The sequence below is a fragment of the Paenibacillus xanthanilyticus genome (genome assembly GCF_042682185.1).
GTDB lineage: Bacteria > Bacillota > Bacilli > Paenibacillales > Paenibacillaceae > Paenibacillus_Z > Paenibacillus_Z xanthanilyticus.
This window is the reverse complement of sequence record NZ_JBHUHA010000001.1, coordinates 284544-306137: the sequence shown is the minus strand read 5'-3', so window position 1 is coordinate 306137 and position 21594 is coordinate 284544. Positions and strand designations below refer to the sequence as shown.

Sequence of the window (21594 nt, the reverse complement as noted above, 5' to 3'; positions counted from 1 at the left end):
ATGGTTGTTAAGCTCTCCCTTCCGTGTCGCCGCCCAGACGGTTCGACACCCACATGTTGACGACCGAGAACAGAATCGTAATGAGGAACAGCATGACCGCGGTTGCCGCCGCCGTGCCGAAGAAGCTGTTGCGGAACGCCTCGCTGTACAGATAGATGACCATCGTGATGCCTTCCTGCCGGGTAGATCCCGTCCCCGACTGGCCGAGGAACACATATGGTTCCGTGAACAGCTGCAGGCTGCCGATCGTCGAGAGCAGCACCGTGAACAGGATGAACGGCTTGAGCAGCGGCAGTGTAATATACGCCATCTGCTGGCTGCGGCTCGCGCCGTCGATCCGCGCCGCCTCGTAGAGGTCCGTCGGAATGCTTTGCAAGCCGGACAAATAAATAATGGCGTTGTAGCCGGTCCATCGCCAAATGATCATGCTGGCGATCGCGATCTTGACGCCCCACCAGCCGGAATTCCAAGCGACGTCGTCGAATCCGAGCGTATTCAGCAGCCAATTGCCCATGCCGTGATTGCCGTAGAACGTGCTGAAGACGAGCGTGACGGCCACGATCGACGTAATATTCGGCATAAAATAAAGCACCCGAAGCCCCTTCTTCATCCGGGTCAGCCCCGAATTGAGCATGACCGCGAGCACGAGCGCGATCATCAGCTGCGGTACCGTTCCCATCGCGCTGATCAGCAGCGTGTTGCCGAACGAGATCCAGAAGGTCGGATCCTCCACAACCCATTTGTAATTTTGCATGCCGACGTACGTCATCGGACCGAGCGCGTCCCATTTGAAGAAGGATAAATATATCGTAAACACGATCGGATATAAGCCGAATACGGCGAACAGCAGGAAGAACGGCGATATAAACAAGTAGGCGGTCAGCTGGCTGCGCCTGTTCTCCGTCATCCACGATCGTTTGAGCGGACGCGCCGTCGACGTTGCGATTGATCTCTCCATGGCACCCTCCAAATTGAAATCATTCCATAAACAAGCAGGCAGAGAAACAGCGGCTGTCGCTGCCTCCCTGCTTGCCCGGTTCCCGCTTCGATTCGTTAGCTGCGCTCGGCGAGCTTCTTCGCCTGCGCGATCGCGTTCTTCCACTCTTCTTCCGGATCCGCTTTCTTCTCCAGCACGTTCTTCAGCCCTGCCTTGATGAAGGAATCCGTCTGATCATGCAGCGGACCGTAGAACATCGGCTTGACGCGCTCGGCGGCCTTGCCGTATTCGACCGCTGTCTTCTGCCCGCCGAAGAACTCGTCGGCGAAATCCTTGAACGCCGGATCCTCATACAGCACCGGGATCGACGGCATCAGCCCTTTCGTCTTGAACGTCTCCAGCTGGCGCTCTTGGCTGTCCAGCCACGAGATGAATTCGAATGCTTCCTTCGGATGCTTGCCTTCCTTCGGCAGCGCGAGGAACGAGCCGCCCCAGTTGCCCGAGCCTTCCGGCAGCTGGGCGATCCGCCATTTGCCCGCGGAGTCGGGTCCGTTGCTCTTGATGTTGCCCGCCATCCACGCCGGTCCCGGCAGAATGAGGAAGTCGCCGTTGTTCGTCGCTTGGCCCCATTCCGGCGACCAGAGCGCCCAGTTGCCGACCCAGCCTTCCTGGATGCCTTTAACGGTGAAATCATACGCCTTCTTGATCTGCGGATTCGTCTCCGCGATCAGCGACTTGTCGGCCTTGCTGAAATAAATTTCGCCGTCCGACTGGTCGCGCAGCGCGTTGTAGATCAGGTCCGTGCCGTCCACGAACGGCTTGCCCGTCTTCTCCTTGAACTGTTTGGCGACCTGCGCGAATTTATCCCACGTGTCGATCGCCGCGCTGAATTCGGCCGGATCGGTCGGCAATCCCGCCTGCTCGGCGAGATCCGTCCGATAGTAGACCACCGTCGGCCCGATGTCCGTCGGCAGGCCGATGACGAAGCTGCCGTCCGAGGAGGCGCCCTGCTTCCATTTCCACTCCAGGTAGTTGGCCTGCAGCTCCTTGGCGCCCAGATCGTTCAGGTTGTGAAATTTGTCCTGGGCGTTGATGAACCGCTCCATGAAGCCGATCTCCAGCTGGAAAATATCCGGCGCGCCCGATCCGGCCGACAGCGCCGTCGTCAGATTGTTATGGTGCGCCGTCTGGTCGCCGGTGTTCTGTACCTTGACCTGAATGTCGGGATGCTCGGCGTTCCATACTTTGACCAAATCGTCGTAGCCGGTATTGCCGAGCGTCCAGAACGACAGCTCCACTTTGCCGGGTGACGAGCCGCCTTCGCCTTCGTTTGCCCCTTGCGCGTTGCCGCCGCTCGCCTCGTTGCCGTTGCCCCCGTTACCGTTCGCGCCGCCGTTCTCGTTGCCTCCGCTGCATGCCGCCAATGAGATGACGAGCGCCGCGCTCATGAGCGACATGGCCCATTTTTTGCTTGCATTCATCGTACCTTTGACCCCTCTCAACATGTGGTAAGCCTTACACGACTAACTGTAAAACATCGCCAATGATTTGATGAGGAGGCATTCTTCCGATTTGAGGTTGAAATTGTTCCGGCGGGCACCGTGGAACGGCGCGCAACGAAATGCGAGGCGGGAAACCGGAGCGCGGAGATAAAAAAACACGCCTCGTGGGGGCGTGTCGATAAACAGGTTATGGGTTGTGTTCGGCCTATCCTTGTCGTCGAACAACAAAAAGACCGGTCTAGTGAACCTTCGCGTTCGTAAAGACCCGTCTCGCTCGCCGAGATCCCCGCTTAACGCCCGGGGCGTCTGAACGTCGCTCTTGCCTGCTCGACCTTGCCTCTAATTACGCATTCTTCCGCATGATCGTTAATTAGTCCCATCGACTGCATGAAGGCATACATCGTGGTCGGTCCGACGAATTTCCAGCCCTGCTTCTTGAGCGCCTTGGACAGGGCGATCGATTCATCGGAGGTCGTCGCGGCCCGAGGCGGCGCAAGCTGATCCCGGTCAGGCTCGAAACGCCAAATAAAGGCCGCAAGCGAGCCTTCCCGTTCGACGATGTCCCGCGCCAGCCGCGCGTTGTTCAGCACCGCCTCGATTTTGCCCCGATGCCGGATGATGCCTTTGTTCGCCAGAAGCCGCTCGACGTCGTGATCCGTATACGCCGCGATTCGGTTGAAATCGAATTGATCGAACGCCTCTCGAAAATGCTCCCGCTTCAAGAGAATGGTCCGCCAGCTTAAGCCGGATTGGAACCCCTCCAGACACAATTTCTCGAACAACCGGACATCATCCTGAACGGGGAATCCCCATTCGGAATCGTGGTAATCGAGCATCTCCGGTCCGCCGTCGCACCAACGGCAGCGCGATTGTCCATCCGGACCCGCTACAATGTCGCTCATCTTGGAATCTCCTCAACTGTAGACTAACAATGCCGGCTTCGGTCACCGGTATCCTCGCTGCAGATTAGCACATACGTTCCCCTTTTGTCAAAACAATCATTGGCTGAATGCTGCATGCTCGGTCTCTCGACCGTGAACGCAAACCAATCCGCTTTTGTTCGCGGAATGCTGCATGCCCAATCTTTGGATTGGGCACGCAAACCAATCCGCTTGGGCTGAATGCTGCATTCTCGGTCTCTCGACCGTGAACGCAAACCAATCAGCTCTTGTCGCGCTTTTACAAGACAGCACAGACGGTCTTTGTTACGCTATAGCGAAATGAACCTAAGGAGGAATTGGCATGCAAAAGTTCTCGATGGTAGCGAAATTCACGGCCAAAACTGGGGAAGGCGAGAAACTGGCCGGCATCCTGCTGGAGGCCAGCGCTTCGGTGGAAGCCATTCCCGCCTGCGAAGCGTATATCGTTCACCGAGCCGAAGGGGAAGCGGATACGATCTGGGTGACCGAAATTTGGAGCGATGCGCAGGCGCATGCGGAATCGCTCGCCCAACCCGAGACGAGGGCAGCGATCGCCCACGCCATGCCGTTGATCGAACGCGTCGAAGGCTCCAAATTGCGTCCTCTCGGCGGCAAAGGCCTGAACGAATCCAAATCGGCCCCTTCAACCGTAACCCGCTAACGCGTCGCCCGCTCAGCCCCGTAAGGTGCGAATCCATACAATTCGTTGTATAATTGTATGGATTATTTCCATGCGAGGTCACATATGCCCATTAACTCCTTCGAGAATTACCCGATGTCGTGGAGACCCGACAAGAACGAATTAACGCGTCCGTTGTACCAATCCCTCGCCATGCGGCTCGAGCAGGATATCGCCGGCGGGCTGCTTCCCCCCGGCACCAAGCTGCCGCCCCAGCGGGAATTGGCCGATTTTCTGGACGTGAACTTCACGACGATTACGCGCGCCTACAAAATTTGCGAAACGAAGGGGCTTATCTACGCCATAACCGGCAGCGGCACCTTCGTCGCGCCGAATGCCGCGCGCTCGGTTACGATATCCAAAGACAGCGTCGATCTGGATTGCATCGACCTCGGGTTCGTCGCCTCCTTCGAACAGAGCAACCGCCTCGTTGCGCAGGCTGTCCGAAACGTCACGGAGAAGTGCGACTTGGAGAGCTTGCTGAATTACAATCATCCGACTGGACTGCCGCATCACAAAATGGCGGGTTTGAGCTGGATGAGCGCATTTGGGATTCAAGCCGGGACGGAACAGGTCGCCATCGCGTCGGGCGCGCTTAACGCATTGACGATTACCTTAATGGCGCTGTTCGAGCCGGGCAACCGGATTGCCGTCGACGCCTTCACCTTCACGAACTTTATCGAAATTTCGAAAATGTTCCGCATCCAGCTTGTCCCGATTCCGGGCGACGCGAACGGCATGCTGCCGGAGGAGCTTGATCAACAGTGCCGTCTGTTGGATATTCACGGAATCTTCCTCATGCCCTCCTGCTCCAATCCCACGACGGTCATGATGCCCTTCGCGCGCAAGCAGCAATTAGCCGCCGTCATTCGCAAGCATCAGCTGATTTTAATCGAAGACGACATGCATGCGTTCTTGACCGCCGGCATGATGGACGATTACCGGCAGCCGATGTATCGCCTGCTGCCCGACCGAACGATTTATATTTGCAGCACGTCCAAATCCATCTGTTCCGGGCTTCGGGTGGCCTATATGGTCTATAGCGACATCTACAAGGAGCGGATCGAAACCGCCATCTATAATGTTAATGTCAAAACCTCGTCGCTGGACGCGGAGATCGTCGCCGAGCTGATTCTGTCGGGCCAAGCAAGCGCAATCGCGGAGCACAAAAAACAGCTTGCCAGGCGCGCGAACGAGCTATATGCCGCGTACTTCCCGCATGCCTCCGGCATCGGCCACCCGCTAAGCTTCTACCGCTGGCTGCCGATCGCAAGCCGCGAACCCGCCGCGCGGGTCGAGGAGGCCATGAGAGAGCATGGGATCCGCGTCTATCATTCCGAACGGTTCCTCAGCGGGGCCGGCGTGCAGGACAAGTTCCTGCGCGTGGCGCTGGCGTCCGCGAATTCCATGGAGGAGCTGGAGCGAGGCTTATCCCTCTTGCAGAAGAGTTTGTACGCATAAACCGAACAAGGCTTTGTCCGCGGGCCAGCGAACAAAACCTTGTAAATATTGCTGACCACTAAGCGATAAGCTTGTCGTAAGGGTCCAATAAAATCCCGCTCGCTCCCTTGCAAGGAACGTATGCGCACGTTCATTCATGCGCGCGTTCCGCGAAAAATTCCGTCAGAAATTGATAGAACAGCTGCTCCGAGGGAAGCAACTTTCGCTGCGTGGGGCTGATGACGCCTATGGTTCTGGTGACTTCGGGCTCCGCCAGCGGAATTTTCACCGTCGCATGCGGAATGTTATCCACTAACGTTACCTCCGGCATAAGCGCGACGCCGAGTCCGGCCGAGACGAGCCCTTTCAGCGCATCGATGTCGTCGCCTTCGAACGCGATATGAGGCGCGAACCCGATCTCGCCGCAAGCTTTCCATACGATGTCCCGGAAGATCGTCCCTTCCGGCAGCGTGACGAACGCGTCCTCCCGCAGCTCCTCCAGGCGAATGCTCGTCCGATCGGCAAGCCGATGATGGATCGGCAGGAGCGCGACGATCTGCTCGGTGAACAGCAGCTTGGATCGGATCGCCTTCTCGCCGGTTGGCAGCGGCGCGATCAGCGCGAGATTGAATTCCCCGCTGGCTACGCCGTCGATCAAATCGCGGTATAGCGCTTGCCTCATCTGAAATTTGGCCTCCGGATACCGCTTGCGAAACGCATAGATGGCCGTCGGCAGCACGTGCGCCGCCAAGCTGATCGGGAACGCGATACGGACGACCCCTTTCTCCGGCTCCAAATATTCCTTCACTTCCCGCTCGGCCTCGCCGATCATATGCATCACCTGTTCGACGCGTGCAAGCAGAATCTTCCCGATCGGCGTGAGCCTGACTCGGCGCCCCGAGCGGACGAAGAGATCGACCCCTAATTCACTCTCCAGCTGAAAGAGCTGCCGGCTGACCGAGGACTGCGCGACATGCAGCGCATTCGCCGCCTCTGTGACGTGTTCCCGCTTCGCAACCTCCATAAAATATCGCATTTGTCTCACTTCCACCGGTATGCCCCTCCACTTCATGCCTATAACGCATTAACTCGATGTAATCTGAATATTGAAGCGATCAATTCTTAAATACTAATATTAAACTACGATCGGAAAAAGAGGAATGGATATCCGCACCAACATCACGAAGGAGTGTAACCATGAGTTTAGTAGAGGAAGTCGTGCAAACGAATTCGCCGGAGGCGCAGCATTACGTCGACCGCGTCTTCGAAACCGTGAAGAACCGCAATCCCCATGAAACCGAGTTCCATCAAGCCGTCAAAGAAGTGTTTCTCTCGCTTATTCCCGTCATCGCCGATAATCCGGCTTACATCGAGCATGCCATCCTCGACCGGCTTGTCGAGCCCGACCGGCTCATCTCGTTCCGCGTGCCTTGGCTCGACGACAACGGCAAAGTGCAGGTGAATCGCGGCTTTCGCGTTCAATTCAGCAACGCGATCGGTCCTTACAAAGGCGGCTTGCGCTTCCACCCAACCGTGAACGCCAGCATCGTCAAATTCTTAGGCTTCGAGCAAATTTTCAAAAACGCGCTGACGGGCCAGGCGATCGGCGGCGGCAAAGGCGGCTCCGACTTCGATCCGAAAGGCAAATCGGATCTGGAGATCATGCGCTTCTGCCAAAGCTTCATGACCGAGCTGAGCAAGCATATCGGAGCAGATATCGACGTGCCGGCCGGCGACATTGGCGTTGGGGCGCGGGAAATCGGCTATATGTTCGGCCAGTACAAAAAACTCGTCGGCGCTTATGAAGCCGGCGTGCTCACCGGCAAAGGCATCGGATACGGCGGGAGTCTCGGCCGCAAAGAAGCAACCGGTTACGGAGCCGTCTACTTCGTGGAGCACATGCTGAAGAATGCCGGCTACGGATTCGACGGCAGCACCGTCGTCGTATCAGGCTCCGGCAACGTCTCGATCTACGCGATGGAGAAAGCGATGCAGCTCGGCGCCAAGGTCGTCGCATGCAGCGATTCCTCCGGTTATATCTATCACGGACAAGGCATTAACCTTGCCACGATCAAACGATTGAAGGAAGTGGAGAATCGGCGAGTTCGGGATTACGTCATCGAGCATCCCGATGCGGTTTACGTCGAGGGCTGTACCGGGATTTGGACGATCCCGTGCGATATCGCCCTGCCGTGCGCGACGCAGAACGAGATCGACAAGGCGTCCGCCGAGCTGCTCGTCCGCAATGGCGTCAAAGCCGTCGGCGAAGGCGCCAACATGCCTTCCACGCTGGAAGCGATCGACGTCTTCCTCGACAACAAGGTGCTGTTCGGGCCTGCCAAAGCCGCCAATGCGGGCGGCGTGTCCGTCTCCGCCTTGGAAATGGCTCAGAACAGCGCACGTCTGTCTTGGACGATGGACGAGGTCGACGCCAAACTGCGGCAGATCATGAGCAATATTTACAACGAATGCATGAACGCTTCCGAGAAATACGGCGTGCCGGGCAATCTGGTCATCGGGGCCAACATTGCCGGTTTCGTCAAGGTAGCGGATGCCATGATCGCGCAAGGCGTCTAATATCGCCATACGAGGAAAAAGGAGCAAGCCGCCGCGGCTTGCTCCTTTTTCGTCTTGAATGTTGATTTCCTGTTTCACGCTGCGGATGGATGCCATATCAGTTGTTCTCGCAATTAACCCCCCGCTTTACAGCGGAATAGCCGCTCCGCGCAGAAACAGATCCACGATTTGTTTGCCCAGTTCATGACTGGTTGCGTATTGACTCCTCGTATCTTTCCGATTGCCAAGCAATAACAGGGTGGAGAAGGACTGAGCCAGAAACACGGCAACGTGATCTCTTAGGATCCCAGGCTGTCCGATTCGTGAAGCAAATTCGACGTTTTCGCGTATACTTGATTCAGGATCGCAATTACCGAGGCTTTGAACAACTCAGGTTTGCTCGAGAAATGATAATAAATAGATGGCTTCGATAGTTCGGATGAATAATTTAGTCAACCTTTCATCGACTGAGAGGAATCGTGGCCTATGACTCTACTTGAAAGGATTCACGCATGAAAAAAATCAGCTACCTGACCACGCTATTCATGTTCTTCGCTACCTTCGGAGGCGGTGTCGTCACCCGGACCGAATCCGGACTCGGCTGTGGAGATGAATGGCCCCTCTGTCATGGGAAATTCGTACCAGCTCATACGCTCGCTTCCGTGATCGAATACTCGCATCGGCTGGTCAGCACGACCGCCGGTCTGCTCGCGATCGCGACGCTCGTTCTCTTTCTGTGGACCAAAACGAAGCGCAAGGATTTGATCTTGTTTTCCGTTCTCACGGTTGTATTCGTCACGATTCAAGGCATTATGGGGGCACTCGCCGTCGTTTATTCACAATCGCCGCCCGTGATGGCGCTTCATCTCGGCTTTGCCTTTATTTCGCTGGCCAGCTCGCTCATGACTAGTCTTGGCGCCAGACAAGAAGAGCAGTCAGGAGGACTTGCCGCCTATGATCGACTACCCAGGACGACCCGTGGATTTCGGATTTTTGTATGGGCGACAACGATCTATTCGTATATCGTCGTCTATTCGGGCGCTTACGTCAGCCATACCGATTCCGCGGGGGCATGCGCCGGTTTCCCGCTTTGCAACGGCGAGCTTGTACCGGCGTTATCCGGCGGCGTCGGCATTGCATGGGTCCACCGGCTGGCCGGTTACATGCTCGTCGTCCTGATTCTCGCGCTATGCTGGTTCATGTACCGATACTATCGTAACATCCGCGAATTCCGAATTGTCGGGGCGCTCTCCGCAGCGTTGATCGCGTTCCAGGTCCTTACCGGCGCGAGTCTGATGATGACGATGGGCCGTCCAGAATTGTACATGTTCAACGTATTGGCACACCAGACGAGCATCGCCTTATTATTCGGCATTCTCTCCTACTTGAGTTACTTGGCCTGGAGACTAGGCAAAACCGTATCTTCATAATCAGGGCTTTCGAATGCAGGATGAGTGGAAAATTAAGGTTGAAATTTCCTTGGCGATCCCGTATGATGCAAGTAATAAATTAAAGGCACTGCTACCTGAACAGGTACATCCTCGAAGCTACGTGCGGAGGATGTGCCTTTTTTGCATCTCGGATTTGTTTAAATATAACATCTTTGATATTTCCTTCTATCCCAAGATGAAGGCAATGCTACCTGTAAAGGGTACATCCTCGGACGACTTCCAGAGGTGTGCCCTTTTGTCGTTTCCGCCTGGGAGCGGCCCGGAGTTTGTGGCGAAATGCAATCCGCCCGCTTTTGTAAGCGATTGCATTTTACGCATATAAAACCGAAAGGGGTTACAACGCATGATGAAAAAAACAGGGGTTCTTATCAGCGCCATGGCCATGACGCTTGCGCTAAGCGCATGCTCTGGCGGCAGCGCGGAAAATGGCGGTAATGGAGGGGGGAACAAAGCTGCGCCCGCCTCAGCGGAGCAGCCCGTGGACGGACAAGCGAACGCGGCCGGTTCGGATGAACTCGTACCCGAGCCCGGCGCCAAGCTGATCATCTGGGAAGCGAAGGAGCAGCAGGCGTTCCTGGAGGAAATGGGCAAGCAATTCACAACCAAGTACGGCGTGCCGGTTGAATTCCAGGAAGTAGGCGGCGGCGACCAGCGCAACCGGCTGACGACCGATGGACCAGCAGGCATCGGCGCCGACATTCTCGCCATTCCGCACGATCAGCTCGTCGAAGCCGTTGCGGCCGGCCTCTTCCTGCCGAACGATTTCTACGCCGAGGAGACGAAGACCAACTTCCTGCCCGCGGCCGTCGAGGCCGTGACGATCGATGGCGTCCTGTACGGCTATCCACGGAATATGGAGACCTACCTGCTCTATTACAACAAATCGCTCGTGAAGCCGGAGGATCTGGCCAACTGGGATAGCATCAAAGCTTTCTCCCAAAAATTCAATGAACCGAAGAACAACAAGTTCGGCTTCATGTTCCTGGCCAACGACTTGTACTTCGTCAATGCGTTCGCCAATGGCTATGGCGGTTACATTTTCGGCCAGAACGGCACCGACCCGACCGATATCGGCATCAACAAGTCCGAATTCGTCGAAGGGATGAAGTTCTATCAGAGCTTGCAGGATATTCTGCCGATCAAAGCGACCGACGCCACGGCCGACGTCAAGACGAACCTGTTCCAGACCGGGAAACTCGCGATCAACATGGACGGGATCTGGCAGCTGGGCAACTTCACGAGCGAGAAGCTTGGCTTCGAGGTCGGCGCCGTCACACTCCCGCCGATGCCCAATGGCAAGAGCCCTCAGCCGTACGCAGGCGTGAAGTCATACTTTGTTAGCTCCTTCAGCCAATACCCGAACGCCGCCAAGCTGTTCATCCAGATGCTCACGTCGGAAGAAGCGCTGTCCAAGGAATTCGAGATGACCGGCATTATCCCCGCCCGCAATGGCATGGAGGACGATCCGGCGATTCGGAAGAACGAAGTCGCTTCCACGTTCCTTGAGCAATTCAAGACCGCGCAGACGATGCCGGGCATCATCGAGATGCGCGCGGTGTGGACGCCGGTAACGGCCGCGCTCGAGCCGATCTGGAACGGCGCCGACGTGCAGCAGACGATGGACAAAGCCGCGGCGGATCTGAAAATCGCGATCGAACAACAGGGGAATTAGGCTAATTGGTTTGCGTTCACAATCCAAAGATTGTGAACGCAGCATTTAGCCACGGCTAATTGGTTTGCGTTCACAATCCAAAGATTGTGAATGCAGCATTTAGCCACGGCTAATTGGTTTGCGTTCACAATCCAAAGATTGTGAATGCAGCATTTAGCCACGGCTAATTGGTTTGCGTTCACAATCCAAAGATTGGGCATGCAGCATTTAGCCACGGCTAATTGGTTTGCGTTCACAATCCAAAGATTGGGCATGCAGCATTTAGCCACGGCTAATTGGTTTGCGTTCACAATCCAAAGATTGTGCATGCAGCATTTAGCCACGGCTAATTGGTTTGCGTTCACAATCCAAAGATTGTGAATGCAGCATTTAGCCACGGCTAATTGGTTTGCGCCCAATCCAAAGATTGGGCATGCAGCATGCCGCTTAGGATTTCAAGAAAGGAGAAACCAGCATGAGCGAAGTCAATACAAGCTCCATCCCTACCCTGTCCCCCGTCGCGGGCGGCATTCCTCATGCGCGAAACGCGGCCCTGCTATCGGTCGTCGCGGCGGGGCTGGGCCAAATATACAACCGGCAATTCGGGAAAGGCCTCCTCCTGTTGGCGCTGTATGCGATCGGACTATACTTTGCCGTCACCCGGCTGGGACATGCAATCTGGGGGCTCATCACGCTTGGCGAACAGAAGCAGCAGCTGAAGCTCGTCGGCAAAGTGTATCAGCCGGTCGCCGGCGACCACTCCATTTTTCTGATGGTACAGGGACTGATCGTCCTCTTCGTCGCGATGCTGCTCATCCTGTTATACGCCGCGGCCATCCGCGATGCGTATCGCATCGGCAAACTGCGGGAGCAAGGCATTCAGCCGAAGCCGTTCGTGGACACGATCAGATTCATCAATGACAAATGGTTCCCCTATATGATCGTCTCGCCGCCGCTGCTCTTCGTCCTCTTCTTCACGGTGCTGCCGATCGTCTTCTCCATCCTGATCGCGTTCACCGACTATTCGTCGCCTAACCACCTTCCGCCGGCGAATCTGGTCAACTGGGTCGGCCTGACGAATTTCCTGAATTTGTTCCAGTTAAGCGCGTGGGCCAAAACCTTCTACGGCGTATTCACCTGGACGATGACGTGGGCGGTGCTCTCGACGGTATCCACCTTCTTCGGCGGATTCGCCATCGCGCTGCTCGTGCAGCAGAAGTTCATTCGGTTCAAATCGTTCTGGCGCACACTGTATATGCTGCCGTTCGCCATTCCATCCTTCGTCTCGCTGCTCATCATGCGCAATTTCTTCAATACGCAGTTCGGGCCGATCAATCAGTATTTGCGCTGGTTCGGCATTGAAGGCCCAGAGTGGCTGGCCGACCCGTTCTGGGCGAAAGTGACGGTGCTGATCGTCAACTTCTGGCTCGGCTTCCCGATCTCGATGCTGCTCATCATGGGCATCCTGACGACGATTCCGCGGGAGCAGTACGAAGCGGCCGAGGTCGACGGCGCCTCCCCGATCCAGCGCTTCCGGATGATTACGTTCCCGGGCGTCATGTATTCGCTGGCGCCGATCCTGATCGGCACGTTCGCCGGCAACGTCAACAATTTCGGCGTTATTTTCCTGCTGACGGGCGGCAATCCGACCAACAGCGAGTACCAATTCGCCGGCGAGACGGATTTGCTCATCACCTGGCTGTATAAGCTGTCGATTACGAACGGCAAATACAATTTCGCTTCCGTCATTAGCATCATGATCTTCGTTATCATCGCGGGCTTGTCGATCTGGAATTTCCGCCGGACGAAGGCGTTCAAAGAGGAGGAGACGTACCGATGAAAACCGGCTATCGGCTGCGGCAGTCGCTGTGGATCGCCACGAGTTACGTGCTGCTGGCCTTAATCGGCATATTCGCCGTGTTCCCTGCCCTATGGGTGGTGCTGTCCTCCTTCCGCCCGGGGACATCGCTATTCAGCGAGACGCTCATTCCCGTTAGCTGGACGGTGGCGCATTACAGCGAGCTGTTCACGCGATTCCCGTTCGCGGAATGGTATTGGAACACCCTCAAGATCGCCGTCGTCTCCACGATCTTCGGCACGATCTTCGTGCTGCTGACCGGGTATGCGTTCTCGCGGTTCCGGTTCTACGGGAAGAAAAATTTGATGAGCGTCCTGTTCGTCCTGGGCATGTTCCCTTCGTTCATGAGCTTGTTCGCCGTCTACATCCTGCTGCTGAACATGGACCTGCTGAATAAACACTCGGCCTTGATTCTCGTCTACACCGCCGGCGCGGCCTTGGGTTATCTCGTGGTCAAAGGCTACTACGACACGATCCCCAAAAGTCTGGAGGAAGCGGCCAGGCTCGACGGAGCTAGCCATTGGGGCGTCTTCTTCCGCATCTTCCTCCCGCTGTCGCGCCCGATGATCGTACTGCTGTCCGTTACCTCGTTCGCCGGCGCGTTCAACGACTATATTTTCGCGCAGGTCGTGCTGCGGTCGACAGAGAAGCAGACGCTCGCCGTCGGGCTGTTCAACATGGTCAGCGGCAACTTCGCGACGCAGTTCACGATCTTCGCGGCCGGCTGCGTGCTCGTGGCCCTGCCGATCACGGCCGTGTTCCTGATTTTCCAGCGGTTCCTCGTCGAGGGGTTGACATCCGGAGCGGATAAGGGCTGAGGCTATAGCGGAAGATAGGACTTTCTGAAGAAAAAAAGAGAAATGCTGAGGAGAAACTTAACATCCAAGGAGAATGATCATGATACAGCAAACGAAAAAACTGCTACAACGTCTAGATGCCATCGGCGAGTCCATCAGCAAGACGGACGGCGCGTTAGGGCTGCTCGGCCTAGGCTCGGTCGGACTCGAAACGGATCGGCTGGATGAATATTCCGATCTGGATTTCTTCGTATTCGTGCGGGCCGGCGAGAAACCGCGATTCCTAGAGAGCTTGGACTGGCTGGAACAAGCAAGTCCGTTAGCCTATGCCTTCTTGAACACCGAGGTCGGTTACAAGATCCTGTTCGAAGACGGCATCTACGGCGAGTTCGCGATCTTCGAGGAGGAAGAACTAGCCGTGATCTCCTACACCGGCGGCCGCATGGTGTGGCGGCGACCAGATTGGCAGACGAACGTTCCCGCTTCTTGGGGGCTGGCAGCCAAGGAACCCAAGACGGACCTGCATCATCCGCTCAACGAGGCGCTGACGAATCTGTATGTCGGTCTTGGCCGTTACGCCCGGGGCGAGCGTCTGTCGGCCTTGCGGTTCATCCAAAGCTACGCGATCGACAACCTGATTTCCGTCCTGCATCTGCTGGAGCGCGAAGAATCGTTCTTCCCGGATCCGTTCGGATCGGAACGGCGTCTGGAACGACGATTCCCGACGTTCGCCGCGGAGCTGAACGGGATGCTCCAAGGCTGCGATCGTTTGCCGGAATCGGCGCTGGCGATTCTCAGTTATATGGAGCGGCATTATGCGGTTAACGAGCGGCTTGGGATGGAGATTAGGCGGTTGGCGCGGGAGTGTCGGGGATAAAGTGAGCTTGAAGGCTTACAGTCGAGTCTGTAAGCCTGGGGCTGTCGAGAACGTAATCTCGACAGTCTTTTTTGTTATTCAAAACATGATTTGCTGCGGTAGAAGCAAGAGGTGGGTTACGATCGGAATGGCTAAACCGCCTAATTCGTAAGTAGCGATGAGTCTTAAGATAACAATTCAAGTGCATCTTGAAGAGCTTCGTTTTTTTTCATCTTCCATTTCGGTTCAATCATTTTCCGACACCTTTCTTTTTCTTCCTCAGACAGTTGATCAATAACATTCTCTAGCAGCAACAACAACTGGATACCCGCTTCAAAGCTATCGTCGCCAATAAAACCGGCTATGGTTACGATGTGTGAAATATAATCGAGGTTTTCTAACGCATATAACAAAGTCCCCCTGTTCCCCTTCGTTTTCGGGTGGACTAAGACTTCGATTATGGGTTCTACTGCTGTGTTATGTCCGATATCCGATAAAGCTAACGCAATTTCATTCCTCAAGCTACTATTGTCGGTTAATCGCAAGTGCTTAATTAACGTATTCAACTGAGAACTATCTTTCATTTCGCCGATGGATTGGATAATAGCAATCGCGTCATCGATTGCGTTCTCCGCGATTAAACGATCTAATTGTCGTTGTATATTCAACCACCCATTCCCTTATTGTGGCTAGCTAGTTCCTATTTCCACTATACGCCAATGTAATATGTAAAGCCTAGTGCTTTTGTTCTCTATGGAGAGTCTTAATGCTCCGTACTATAAATGAATCCGTCAATACAAAGAACCCCATGTCTCCAACAAGACAGGGGGTTCCTCTCAGTCTATAGCACGCAGCAATCGCTGCATGCCCTCCTCCATTACCAATTCAAAATCTGCCTCGCCATGGTCGTCAAATCCACGATATCGATCATGCCGTCGGCGTTCAAATCGTGCTGCTTGACCGACTCCCACTGCGCGTCCGCGCTCGTCTTGCCGTACGACTTCGCCATCAGCGCCAAGTCGCCGATGGTCAGGCTGCCGTCGTTGTTGTTGTCGCCCGGCACGTTCGCGATGACGGAAGCTTGGAAGACCTTAAGCGCCGCATCGAGCGTCTGAATGGCCTGCTCCACCTGCGCGGTCGTCGCGGCATCGTTCGCGGCCACGGTCTTCGCCTGGTCGATCGCCGCTTGCAGCTTGGCCTTAGCACCGGCCGGATATTGACCGACCCGGCTGCCTTCGACGGCGGCGTCGTGCGCCTGCTGCGCGCTTACGATCAGCGCGTTCAGCGCCGCTTTATCCGCGATGGACAACACCTGGATCGTGAACGTTTTGCTCGGAAGAGACGATTCCACGCCTTCGCCATTGGCTTTCGTTAACGCGAACGCGATCGTCTGATTGCCCTGCGCCGCGGCCGCTCTTGCTTTGAACGTCAGCTTGAGCAGATTGCCGTTCGGATCGGTCTGTCCTTCGCCGACGTGTACGCCGAGAATGCGAAGGTTGCCTGATTGGGATGCCGAATGATCGACGACGACGAATCTCGATTCGTCCGCCGAAGCGACACCGATGAATTCGAGTTGATCGGCGTCGAAGGTGACGCGTATATCTTGCGCAAGGACATCTTCTTCAACCGCAGCCAACCCGTATTCCAGATCAAACGCCGCTCCGCCCGCCGTCGCCGTCGTAGGCCCTTGAACTTGGATCGAGGGCGCGTTATTGCTCGTCTCCGCTATGGCATACCCATATTCCTGACGCGGATTCCACTGGTCGCTTCCCGCCAGAATCCCCTCGACCGTATAGGATGCCGCTTCATCCGTCGTCAGCTGCTTCGTCCATTTCAGCCTGCTTTTCGGATCGGCGCCTGGACCATAGCTGGCGAACTCGCCGTAGCGCGCCGTCTTCTCGTTGTTCGCGTTGCCCCAGTTGTTCCAGCCTTCCGGGGTAATATGGGCGCCTAAGTAGCTGTTGATATAAATGACGTTCGCGTCGCCGCGCCATGGCCGTCCGAGCGCCACGCCGGTCACCCCTTCGTCCGCCGTAATCCGGCTGTTCACGAACACGTATCCCGTATTGCTCGCGCCGGTGGATGCCGCCGTCACGTATCCGCCTCGCAAGCTGTGAATCGTGTTGTTCTCGAATACGGCCGTGGCGTTGCCGAAGATGAAATCGACCGTGCCTTCAATATAGCTGTCGACATAATAATGACGGCCGTTGTTCGCATACAGCGTATCTTGATGACCCTTCAGGCTCACGTCGCGGAATGTCAGCCGATCGGCGTTGGCGTAGAGCGCGACCGCTTGCCCGGCATCCATGCCCGCATCGTTCTGTACCGTGAGATGCTCGGCCGTAAACCCGCTGCCTTGGACGCGGAAGCTGTAGCTGTTGGAGGTGCCGAGCGGGTTCCCGTTCGAATCCAGCGTGCTTGCGGCATCGCCGTAGATGAGAATCGTACCTTCCCTGCTCTCGCCGATCATGCGCACATTCGTCTTGGCGGAGGAGAGGTCCAACTTCTCGCGGTAGGTGCCGTTCTTGATTCGGATGATCGTCGGCAACGCGCTGTTGTTCGGCACGGCATTGATCGCATCCTGTACTTTGGCATACTGTCCGCTGCCATCGGCCGCCACTGTTAAGACCGGAGCCGGCACTTCGCGAACGATAACCGACGATCCGCCTTCGCCCGCCGCGTTGGAGGCTGAGACCATATAATAGTAAGCCGTGCCGTTCACCAAGTCCGAATCCGTGAACGCCGCTTCCGTCAGACCGCTCGCGATGACCGCGAACGGGCCGGAAGGCGATTCGCCGCGTTTCACGGTATAGGTAGACGCGCCGGCAGCCGCTCCCCATCGCAAGGAAACGCTGGCATCTCCCGGCGCAGCGGCCAGTTCGGACGGAACCGCGGGCAAGTCGCCATTCGCGACGAAGCGCGCGCCGACGGGCTTGGCATGCAAGCTGCGCGAGACGTCGTTCACCGCGGTAACCTTATAGTAATAAGGCTTGCCGTCCGCAAGTCCATTATCTGCATACGCGGTACCGATCACATTCTCCGCAATCACTGCATATGGACCGCCGAGCGCTTCCGCGCGGCTAATTTCATACGATGCGGCGCCCGTCACACTCTCCCACGTCAATTGAATGCCGCTTGCATCCGCGCTCGCGCCGACGACCGGCGTATTCAGCGCCGCAGCCGGCGTGAGCGCGACCGAAGCGGAATTGTCGCTCTCGCCGCCGATGCTCGACGCGGATACGACATAGTAGTACGTCGTGCCGTTGTCCAATCCGCCATCCCGATACGTCGTTGAGGCGATGTTGGATGCGACAGTCGCGAAGGGTCCTTCGGGATTGGCGCTTCGCTTGACCGTGTAGTGTATCGCATGATCGACCGCCTGCCATTGCAGATCGGTCTGCGCGCTGCGAGGAGAACCCGCAAGTCCTGTAGGCGCCGCCGGCTTAACGGCAGCGGTGGACGGCGTCACGACGGCTTGATTGGAAGGCGCGCTCTCGCCCGTGGTGCCGACCGCCGTTACGACATAATAGTAGGTCGTATCGTTCTGCACCGTCTCATCGATATACGTCACGCCTGTCACGCCTACTGCGATCTCTTCGTAGGGGCCTCCGTCCGACGTCCCCCGCTTGATCGAATACGTGGACGCGCCGTCGGCCGCCGTCCAAGCCAACTGGACTTTACCGTTGCCCGGAAGCGCGGACAGTCCGTTCGGACTTTCGACCGGCTCGACATACAGCTTTACGTTGTCATAATAAATCGTGCCTTTGCCCGTGCCCGGCGTCTTGGCCGAGATGCGGCCGATGCCCAGCGTCCGGAAATCCGCTTCGAGCGGCGCATCGTCCGCCGCCAGCTTGTTATCGATGAAGATGTCGGCCGTCTGGGCCGCGACGTTTGCCACGATCTTCAGGTTGATCCAGTGGTTATTGGCAGGCGGGTCGACCAACTTCACATCCGCGCCGTTGCGCTTATAGACCAGCGTGTAATTCGGTTCCGCCGCAGGCGCGGTCGGCTTGCGAAGCTGGATGGAGAGCGCCGTCTTGGTGCCGTTCTCATCCTGCAAATTCAGCACGGTAGATGTACCTGGCCAGCCCGGCGAGGTCACATCCGCCTCGAACACGAACTTGCCGGTCTGCGGCGCGAATTTGCGGAACAGCTCGGTGCTGCCGACCGCGTTGTCGTACAACAGCAGCGCTTGCGCAGAGGCATTCCCCGTCGTGCCTGCCGGAATCGCAGCGGCGACAACCTTATGTTCGGCATCCGGGGGCACGGGCGCGAACGTATACCCTTCCGGCGTCGCGTCGATCGCCGTGTCCTCGAAATCATCGTCCATCATATAGAGCGTCTCGGGATCGCCTTCCGCCACCGCGCTGACGACGTCCGAGTTGAAGCTCGTGCCTTTCGCGTTGTGCGCGGTCACGTAATAGTAATACGTCATACCCGGCGCAAGACCGGCATCCGCGTACGTCGTCGCCGTCACACCAGTCGCGATCTGGGCGAACGGTCCTCCCGGAATTTCGCTGCGGTAGACGTTATAGCCTGCCGCGGACTGTACTTCGTTCCAGGTCAGGTTCACGGATTTGATGCCTGCCATCGCCTGAACACCGGTTGGAGCCAATGGATAATCCGCATCGAGCGCCTTCACGGCCGCGTTCGAGAATACGGACGCATTGTATTTGTTCACGTCGTCGTCGGACTTGGAAGCATCCGCCACCAAGCCGAAATAGACCGTCTCCCCCATCGGGATCTCGGAGGAATCCACGACCGTCCAACCCGTGCCGTCGCTAGAGGCCAGCGCCGTGAATTGGTTTCCTAACCGAACGAGCTTTACCCAATACGGGGTGTTGATGAACGCTTCGGGCTCGACTCGCTGCGCTTGGCCGCCTTCGGATTGCCGCTTCAGCACGATGCTCTTTTTGCCATATTTCACGTAGGAGGCCATCAGCGAGACGAATTTGGCGCTCTGATCCAAGCCGTCCCGAATCATGACGCCGGCTTCCGCCTCGTCGTCCGTCGCCGTAATGCGCTGGACTTGGGCGACGATCTCGCCGTTGCCTGTCAGCTTCTGATACGCATAATGGAAATGATCCGCCGTGCCGCCGATATCGCCCGCCGACTTGACAGTCACATCCGAGGCGCTCTCGCCCAGCTGGGTGTGGCCTTTGATCCCCGGCGTCCCGACGTCGGCCGACTTCCAAGGTTCGGTGCTGCCCATCTTGTTCACGTGAATCCCGACGTTGCTGGACTGCGTCGCCGTGCCCGTGTCGTCGATCGCGCGAACCGTCACATAATAACTGCCATCCTGCGCGTTTTTCCATTCGAACGTATAAGGAGCAGTCGTATCTTCGCCCAGCTTCTGATCGTTTGCGTAAAATTCCACCTTGGCCACTTTGCCGTCGGGATCGGTTGCCGTCGCGCTTATATTGACTGTGGATCCTTCCGTAACCGTCGTATGATCCGCCGGGGACGTGATGGCCGCCTTCGGATTCAGCGAGCCGTTGCCCGTCATGCCGTTCAAGTAGACTTCCAGGTTCGTATAACCGGACGCATGAATGCCGTTGCGGTCCGAAGCGTCGGCCGGATTCAAGCCATTCGCCAGCTCCCATTCGTTCGGCATGCCGTCGTGGTCATCGTCCGCCTGCCGCGATACCGTCGCCGGAAATTCGAGATAGCCCCCGACTTCCTTCTGGGAGTTGATATGTCGGCCGGCGCGGTCCTTCGTCTCCTGCACAACCCGGGCATCGATCGCGTCCCGCTTCGGCAGCGTCGCGCCGGCAGAGGCGAGCACATGCTCGTAAGCCGCCTCCGCGGTTTCGGGGTTGGAGGGGTTCGGCATCTGGACGGCCTCGCTCAGCTTGGACGCGGGGTTCGCCACGTCGCCGACGCCCTTCCAATTATCCGCGGTCACCTCCGGCGAACCGTCCATCACGTTGCCCCCGATGTATATTCGCGTATTCGCGCTCACGCCGACGAAAACTTGGTCGCGCACGGAACGCCATGTGCTCGGTCCGTATTTGAAGTAGTTGTCGCGTAAATTGTAGTTGCCCTCCTCGCCTCCATAGGCGGAGAAGAAGCCCCAATCATAGATGATATTGTTGTACATATCAATCGGAAAACCAGGCGATCCGGCAAAACGCGGATTGCGGCTCACGTTGTGCGCGATGAGATTATGATGAAACGACGCATTATTCCCGCCCCAGATGCCGCCGTAGCCATGACGGCCCTTCTGATGGGAGGTCATTAGCATGCTCTCGGAGATGATCGACCATTGGACGGTCGTATTCTCGTTGACATACATGCTGAGCACTTCGTCCACGGACCAGCTGAACGAGCTGTGATCGATGATGATGTTCTTATGATAGCGGCCGCCGAACGCGTCGTCCTCGCTCGGATAGCGGTCCCCGAGTCTGAATCGCATATAGCGAACAATGAGGTTGTCGGCTTCGAAATAAGTGGCGTAATCGGATACCGTGATCCCGTCTCCCGGCGCCGTCTGCCCGGCAATGGTCAAATTGGAACCTGTTATCTTCAGCGGCGATTGCAGGTGAATCGTGCCGCCGACGCGGAAGACGATCGTCGTATTGCTCTTGGCGACGCCTTCGCGCAGCGAGCCTGGTCCGGAATCCGCAAGCGTCGTCACTTCGTAGACCTCGCCGCCGCGTCCGCCGGTCGTATACATGCCTCCGCCTTCGGCGCCGGGGAAAGCCGGCAGAAGCGTTGACGCCGCGGGCTGCGGCGCGTCGGCCGCCGCGATGCCGGTCAGCAGGCTGGATACCATGGAGACGGCCAAGGTCAAAGGAACCATTTTTTTCAGCAACGTAAATCCTCCTCTGTTTTTGTTTTGTCTCGCTTAGCTGATCGCTTTAGCTGGGCTGCTTTCGCTAAGCATCCCTCCTTTCAATGTCCACATCCGGGCCCTATCTTGTAAGCGTTACCATTTTTGGAGACGC

14 protein-coding genes and 1 pseudogene are annotated in these 21594 nt (G+C 56.8%); 8 read left to right on the top strand and 7 right to left on the bottom strand.

What is annotated here, in order from left to right:
- Positions 1–7: 7 nt before the first annotated feature.
- The 3 genes from ACFSKT_RS01230 to ACFSKT_RS01220 all read right to left on the bottom strand — a co-directional run bounded on the left by ACFSKT_RS01230 (position 8) and on the right by ACFSKT_RS01220 (position 3341).
- Positions 8–958 (bottom strand): carbohydrate ABC transporter permease, encoded by a 951-nt coding sequence (locus ACFSKT_RS01230; RefSeq protein WP_377719982.1) that lies wholly within the window; start codon positions 956–958, stop codon positions 8–10.
- Positions 959–1053: 95 nt separating this feature from the next.
- Positions 1054–2418: an ABC transporter substrate-binding protein gene (locus ACFSKT_RS01225; protein ID WP_377719981.1), complete on the bottom strand. Its 1365-nt coding sequence runs from the start codon at positions 2416–2418 to the stop codon at positions 1054–1056.
- 311 nt (positions 2419–2729) lie between these two features.
- Complete coding sequence (locus ACFSKT_RS01220) at positions 2730–3341, bottom strand: DNA-3-methyladenine glycosylase I (RefSeq protein WP_377719980.1); 612 nt, start codon at positions 3339–3341, stop codon at positions 2730–2732.
- Between the two features lie 340 nt (positions 3342–3681).
- Between ACFSKT_RS01220 and ACFSKT_RS01215 the strand changes: the two genes are divergently transcribed.
- Positions 3682–4020, top strand: coding sequence for a putative quinol monooxygenase (locus ACFSKT_RS01215; RefSeq protein ID WP_377719979.1), 339 nt, complete (start codon positions 3682–3684; stop codon positions 4018–4020).
- An 84-nt stretch (positions 4021–4104) separates the two neighbouring features.
- Positions 4105–5499 carry an aminotransferase-like domain-containing protein gene (locus ACFSKT_RS01210; protein ID WP_377719978.1) on the top strand — a complete coding sequence of 465 codons (1395 nt, stop codon included), beginning with the start codon at positions 4105–4107 and terminating at the stop codon, positions 5497–5499.
- 130 nt (positions 5500–5629) lie between these two features.
- Here ACFSKT_RS01210 and ACFSKT_RS01205 read toward each other — a convergent pair whose 3' ends face one another.
- Positions 5630–6529: a LysR family transcriptional regulator gene (locus ACFSKT_RS01205; protein ID WP_377719977.1), complete on the bottom strand. Its 900-nt coding sequence runs from the start codon at positions 6527–6529 to the stop codon at positions 5630–5632.
- A 146-nt stretch (positions 6530–6675) separates the two neighbouring features.
- Between ACFSKT_RS01205 and gdhA the strand changes: the two genes are divergently transcribed.
- The gene (gene gdhA, locus ACFSKT_RS01200) at positions 6676–8055 is read left to right on the top strand and encodes an NADP-specific glutamate dehydrogenase (protein ID WP_377719976.1); all 1380 of its coding nucleotides are present in this window, start codon (positions 6676–6678) and stop codon (positions 8053–8055) included.
- Positions 8056–8333: 278 nt separating this feature from the next.
- Here gdhA and ACFSKT_RS01195 read toward each other — a convergent pair.
- Positions 8334–8468, bottom strand: a pseudogene (locus tag ACFSKT_RS01195) (TetR/AcrR family transcriptional regulator); the annotation flags it as partial.
- Positions 8469–8546: 78 nt separating this feature from the next.
- Between ACFSKT_RS01195 and ACFSKT_RS01190 the strand changes: the two are divergent.
- The 5 genes from ACFSKT_RS01190 to ACFSKT_RS01170 all read left to right on the top strand — a co-directional run bounded on the left by ACFSKT_RS01190 (position 8547) and on the right by ACFSKT_RS01170 (position 14668).
- The gene (locus ACFSKT_RS01190) at positions 8547–9464 is read left to right on the top strand and encodes a COX15/CtaA family protein (protein WP_377719975.1); all 918 of its coding nucleotides are present in this window, start codon (positions 8547–8549) and stop codon (positions 9462–9464) included.
- A gap of 364 nt (positions 9465–9828) precedes the next feature.
- Entirely contained in the window at positions 9829–11157 is a 1329-nt protein-coding gene (locus ACFSKT_RS01185) for a sugar ABC transporter substrate-binding protein (protein WP_377719974.1), read from the top strand.
- 454 nt (positions 11158–11611) lie between these two features.
- On the top strand, positions 11612–12976 hold the full coding sequence (locus ACFSKT_RS01180) for a carbohydrate ABC transporter permease (RefSeq protein ID WP_377719973.1): 1365 nt from the start codon (positions 11612–11614) through the stop codon (positions 12974–12976).
- The gene (locus ACFSKT_RS01175; protein ID WP_377719972.1) at positions 12973–13812 is read left to right on the top strand and encodes a sugar ABC transporter permease; all 840 of its coding nucleotides are present in this window, start codon (positions 12973–12975) and stop codon (positions 13810–13812) included. The genes ACFSKT_RS01180 and ACFSKT_RS01175 overlap by 4 nt, the downstream gene beginning before the upstream one ends.
- 79 nt (positions 13813–13891) lie before the next feature.
- Positions 13892–14668, top strand: a complete 777-nt coding sequence (locus tag ACFSKT_RS01170) for a hypothetical protein (protein WP_377719971.1) — start codon at positions 13892–13894, stop codon at positions 14666–14668.
- A 164-nt stretch (positions 14669–14832) separates the two neighbouring features.
- On the opposite strand, the gene ACFSKT_RS01165 is transcribed toward ACFSKT_RS01170, so the two are convergent.
- Together ACFSKT_RS01165 and ACFSKT_RS01160 are read right to left on the bottom strand one after the other, a co-directional pair.
- Positions 14833–15315, bottom strand: a complete 483-nt coding sequence (locus tag ACFSKT_RS01165) for a HEAT repeat domain-containing protein (protein ID WP_377719970.1) — start codon at positions 15313–15315, stop codon at positions 14833–14835.
- 209 nt (positions 15316–15524) lie between these two features.
- Positions 15525–21461, bottom strand: coding sequence for a pectinesterase family protein (locus ACFSKT_RS01160; RefSeq protein ID WP_377776294.1), 5937 nt, complete (start codon positions 21459–21461; stop codon positions 15525–15527).
- Between the last annotated feature and the right edge of the window lie 133 nt (positions 21462–21594).

What these genes read in the sequence shown, in the direction of transcription:
- ACFSKT_RS01230 (WP_377719982.1), bottom strand. Translation starts at nt 958, where the DNA reads ATGGAGAGATCAATCGCAACGTCGACGGCGCGTCCGCTCAAACGATCG.
- ACFSKT_RS01225 (WP_377719981.1), bottom strand. Translation starts at nt 2,418, where the DNA reads ATGAATGCAAGCAAAAAATGGGCCATGTCGCTCATGAGCGCGGCGCTC.
- ACFSKT_RS01220 (WP_377719980.1), bottom strand. Translation starts at nt 3,341, where the DNA reads ATGAGCGACATTGTAGCGGGTCCGGATGGACAATCGCGCTGCCGTTGG.
- ACFSKT_RS01215 (WP_377719979.1), top strand. Translation starts at nt 3,682, where the DNA reads ATGCAAAAGTTCTCGATGGTAGCGAAATTCACGGCCAAAACTGGGGAA.
- ACFSKT_RS01210 (WP_377719978.1), top strand. Translation starts at nt 4,105, where the DNA reads ATGCCCATTAACTCCTTCGAGAATTACCCGATGTCGTGGAGACCCGAC.
- gdhA (WP_377719976.1), top strand. Translation starts at nt 6,676, where the DNA reads ATGAGTTTAGTAGAGGAAGTCGTGCAAACGAATTCGCCGGAGGCGCAG.
- ACFSKT_RS01190 (WP_377719975.1), top strand. Translation starts at nt 8,547, where the DNA reads ATGAAAAAAATCAGCTACCTGACCACGCTATTCATGTTCTTCGCTACC.
- ACFSKT_RS01185 (WP_377719974.1), top strand. Translation starts at nt 9,829, where the DNA reads ATGATGAAAAAAACAGGGGTTCTTATCAGCGCCATGGCCATGACGCTT.
- ACFSKT_RS01180 (WP_377719973.1), top strand. Translation starts at nt 11,612, where the DNA reads ATGAGCGAAGTCAATACAAGCTCCATCCCTACCCTGTCCCCCGTCGCG.
- ACFSKT_RS01175 (WP_377719972.1), top strand. Translation starts at nt 12,973, where the DNA reads ATGAAAACCGGCTATCGGCTGCGGCAGTCGCTGTGGATCGCCACGAGT.
- ACFSKT_RS01170 (WP_377719971.1), top strand. Translation starts at nt 13,892, where the DNA reads ATGATACAGCAAACGAAAAAACTGCTACAACGTCTAGATGCCATCGGC.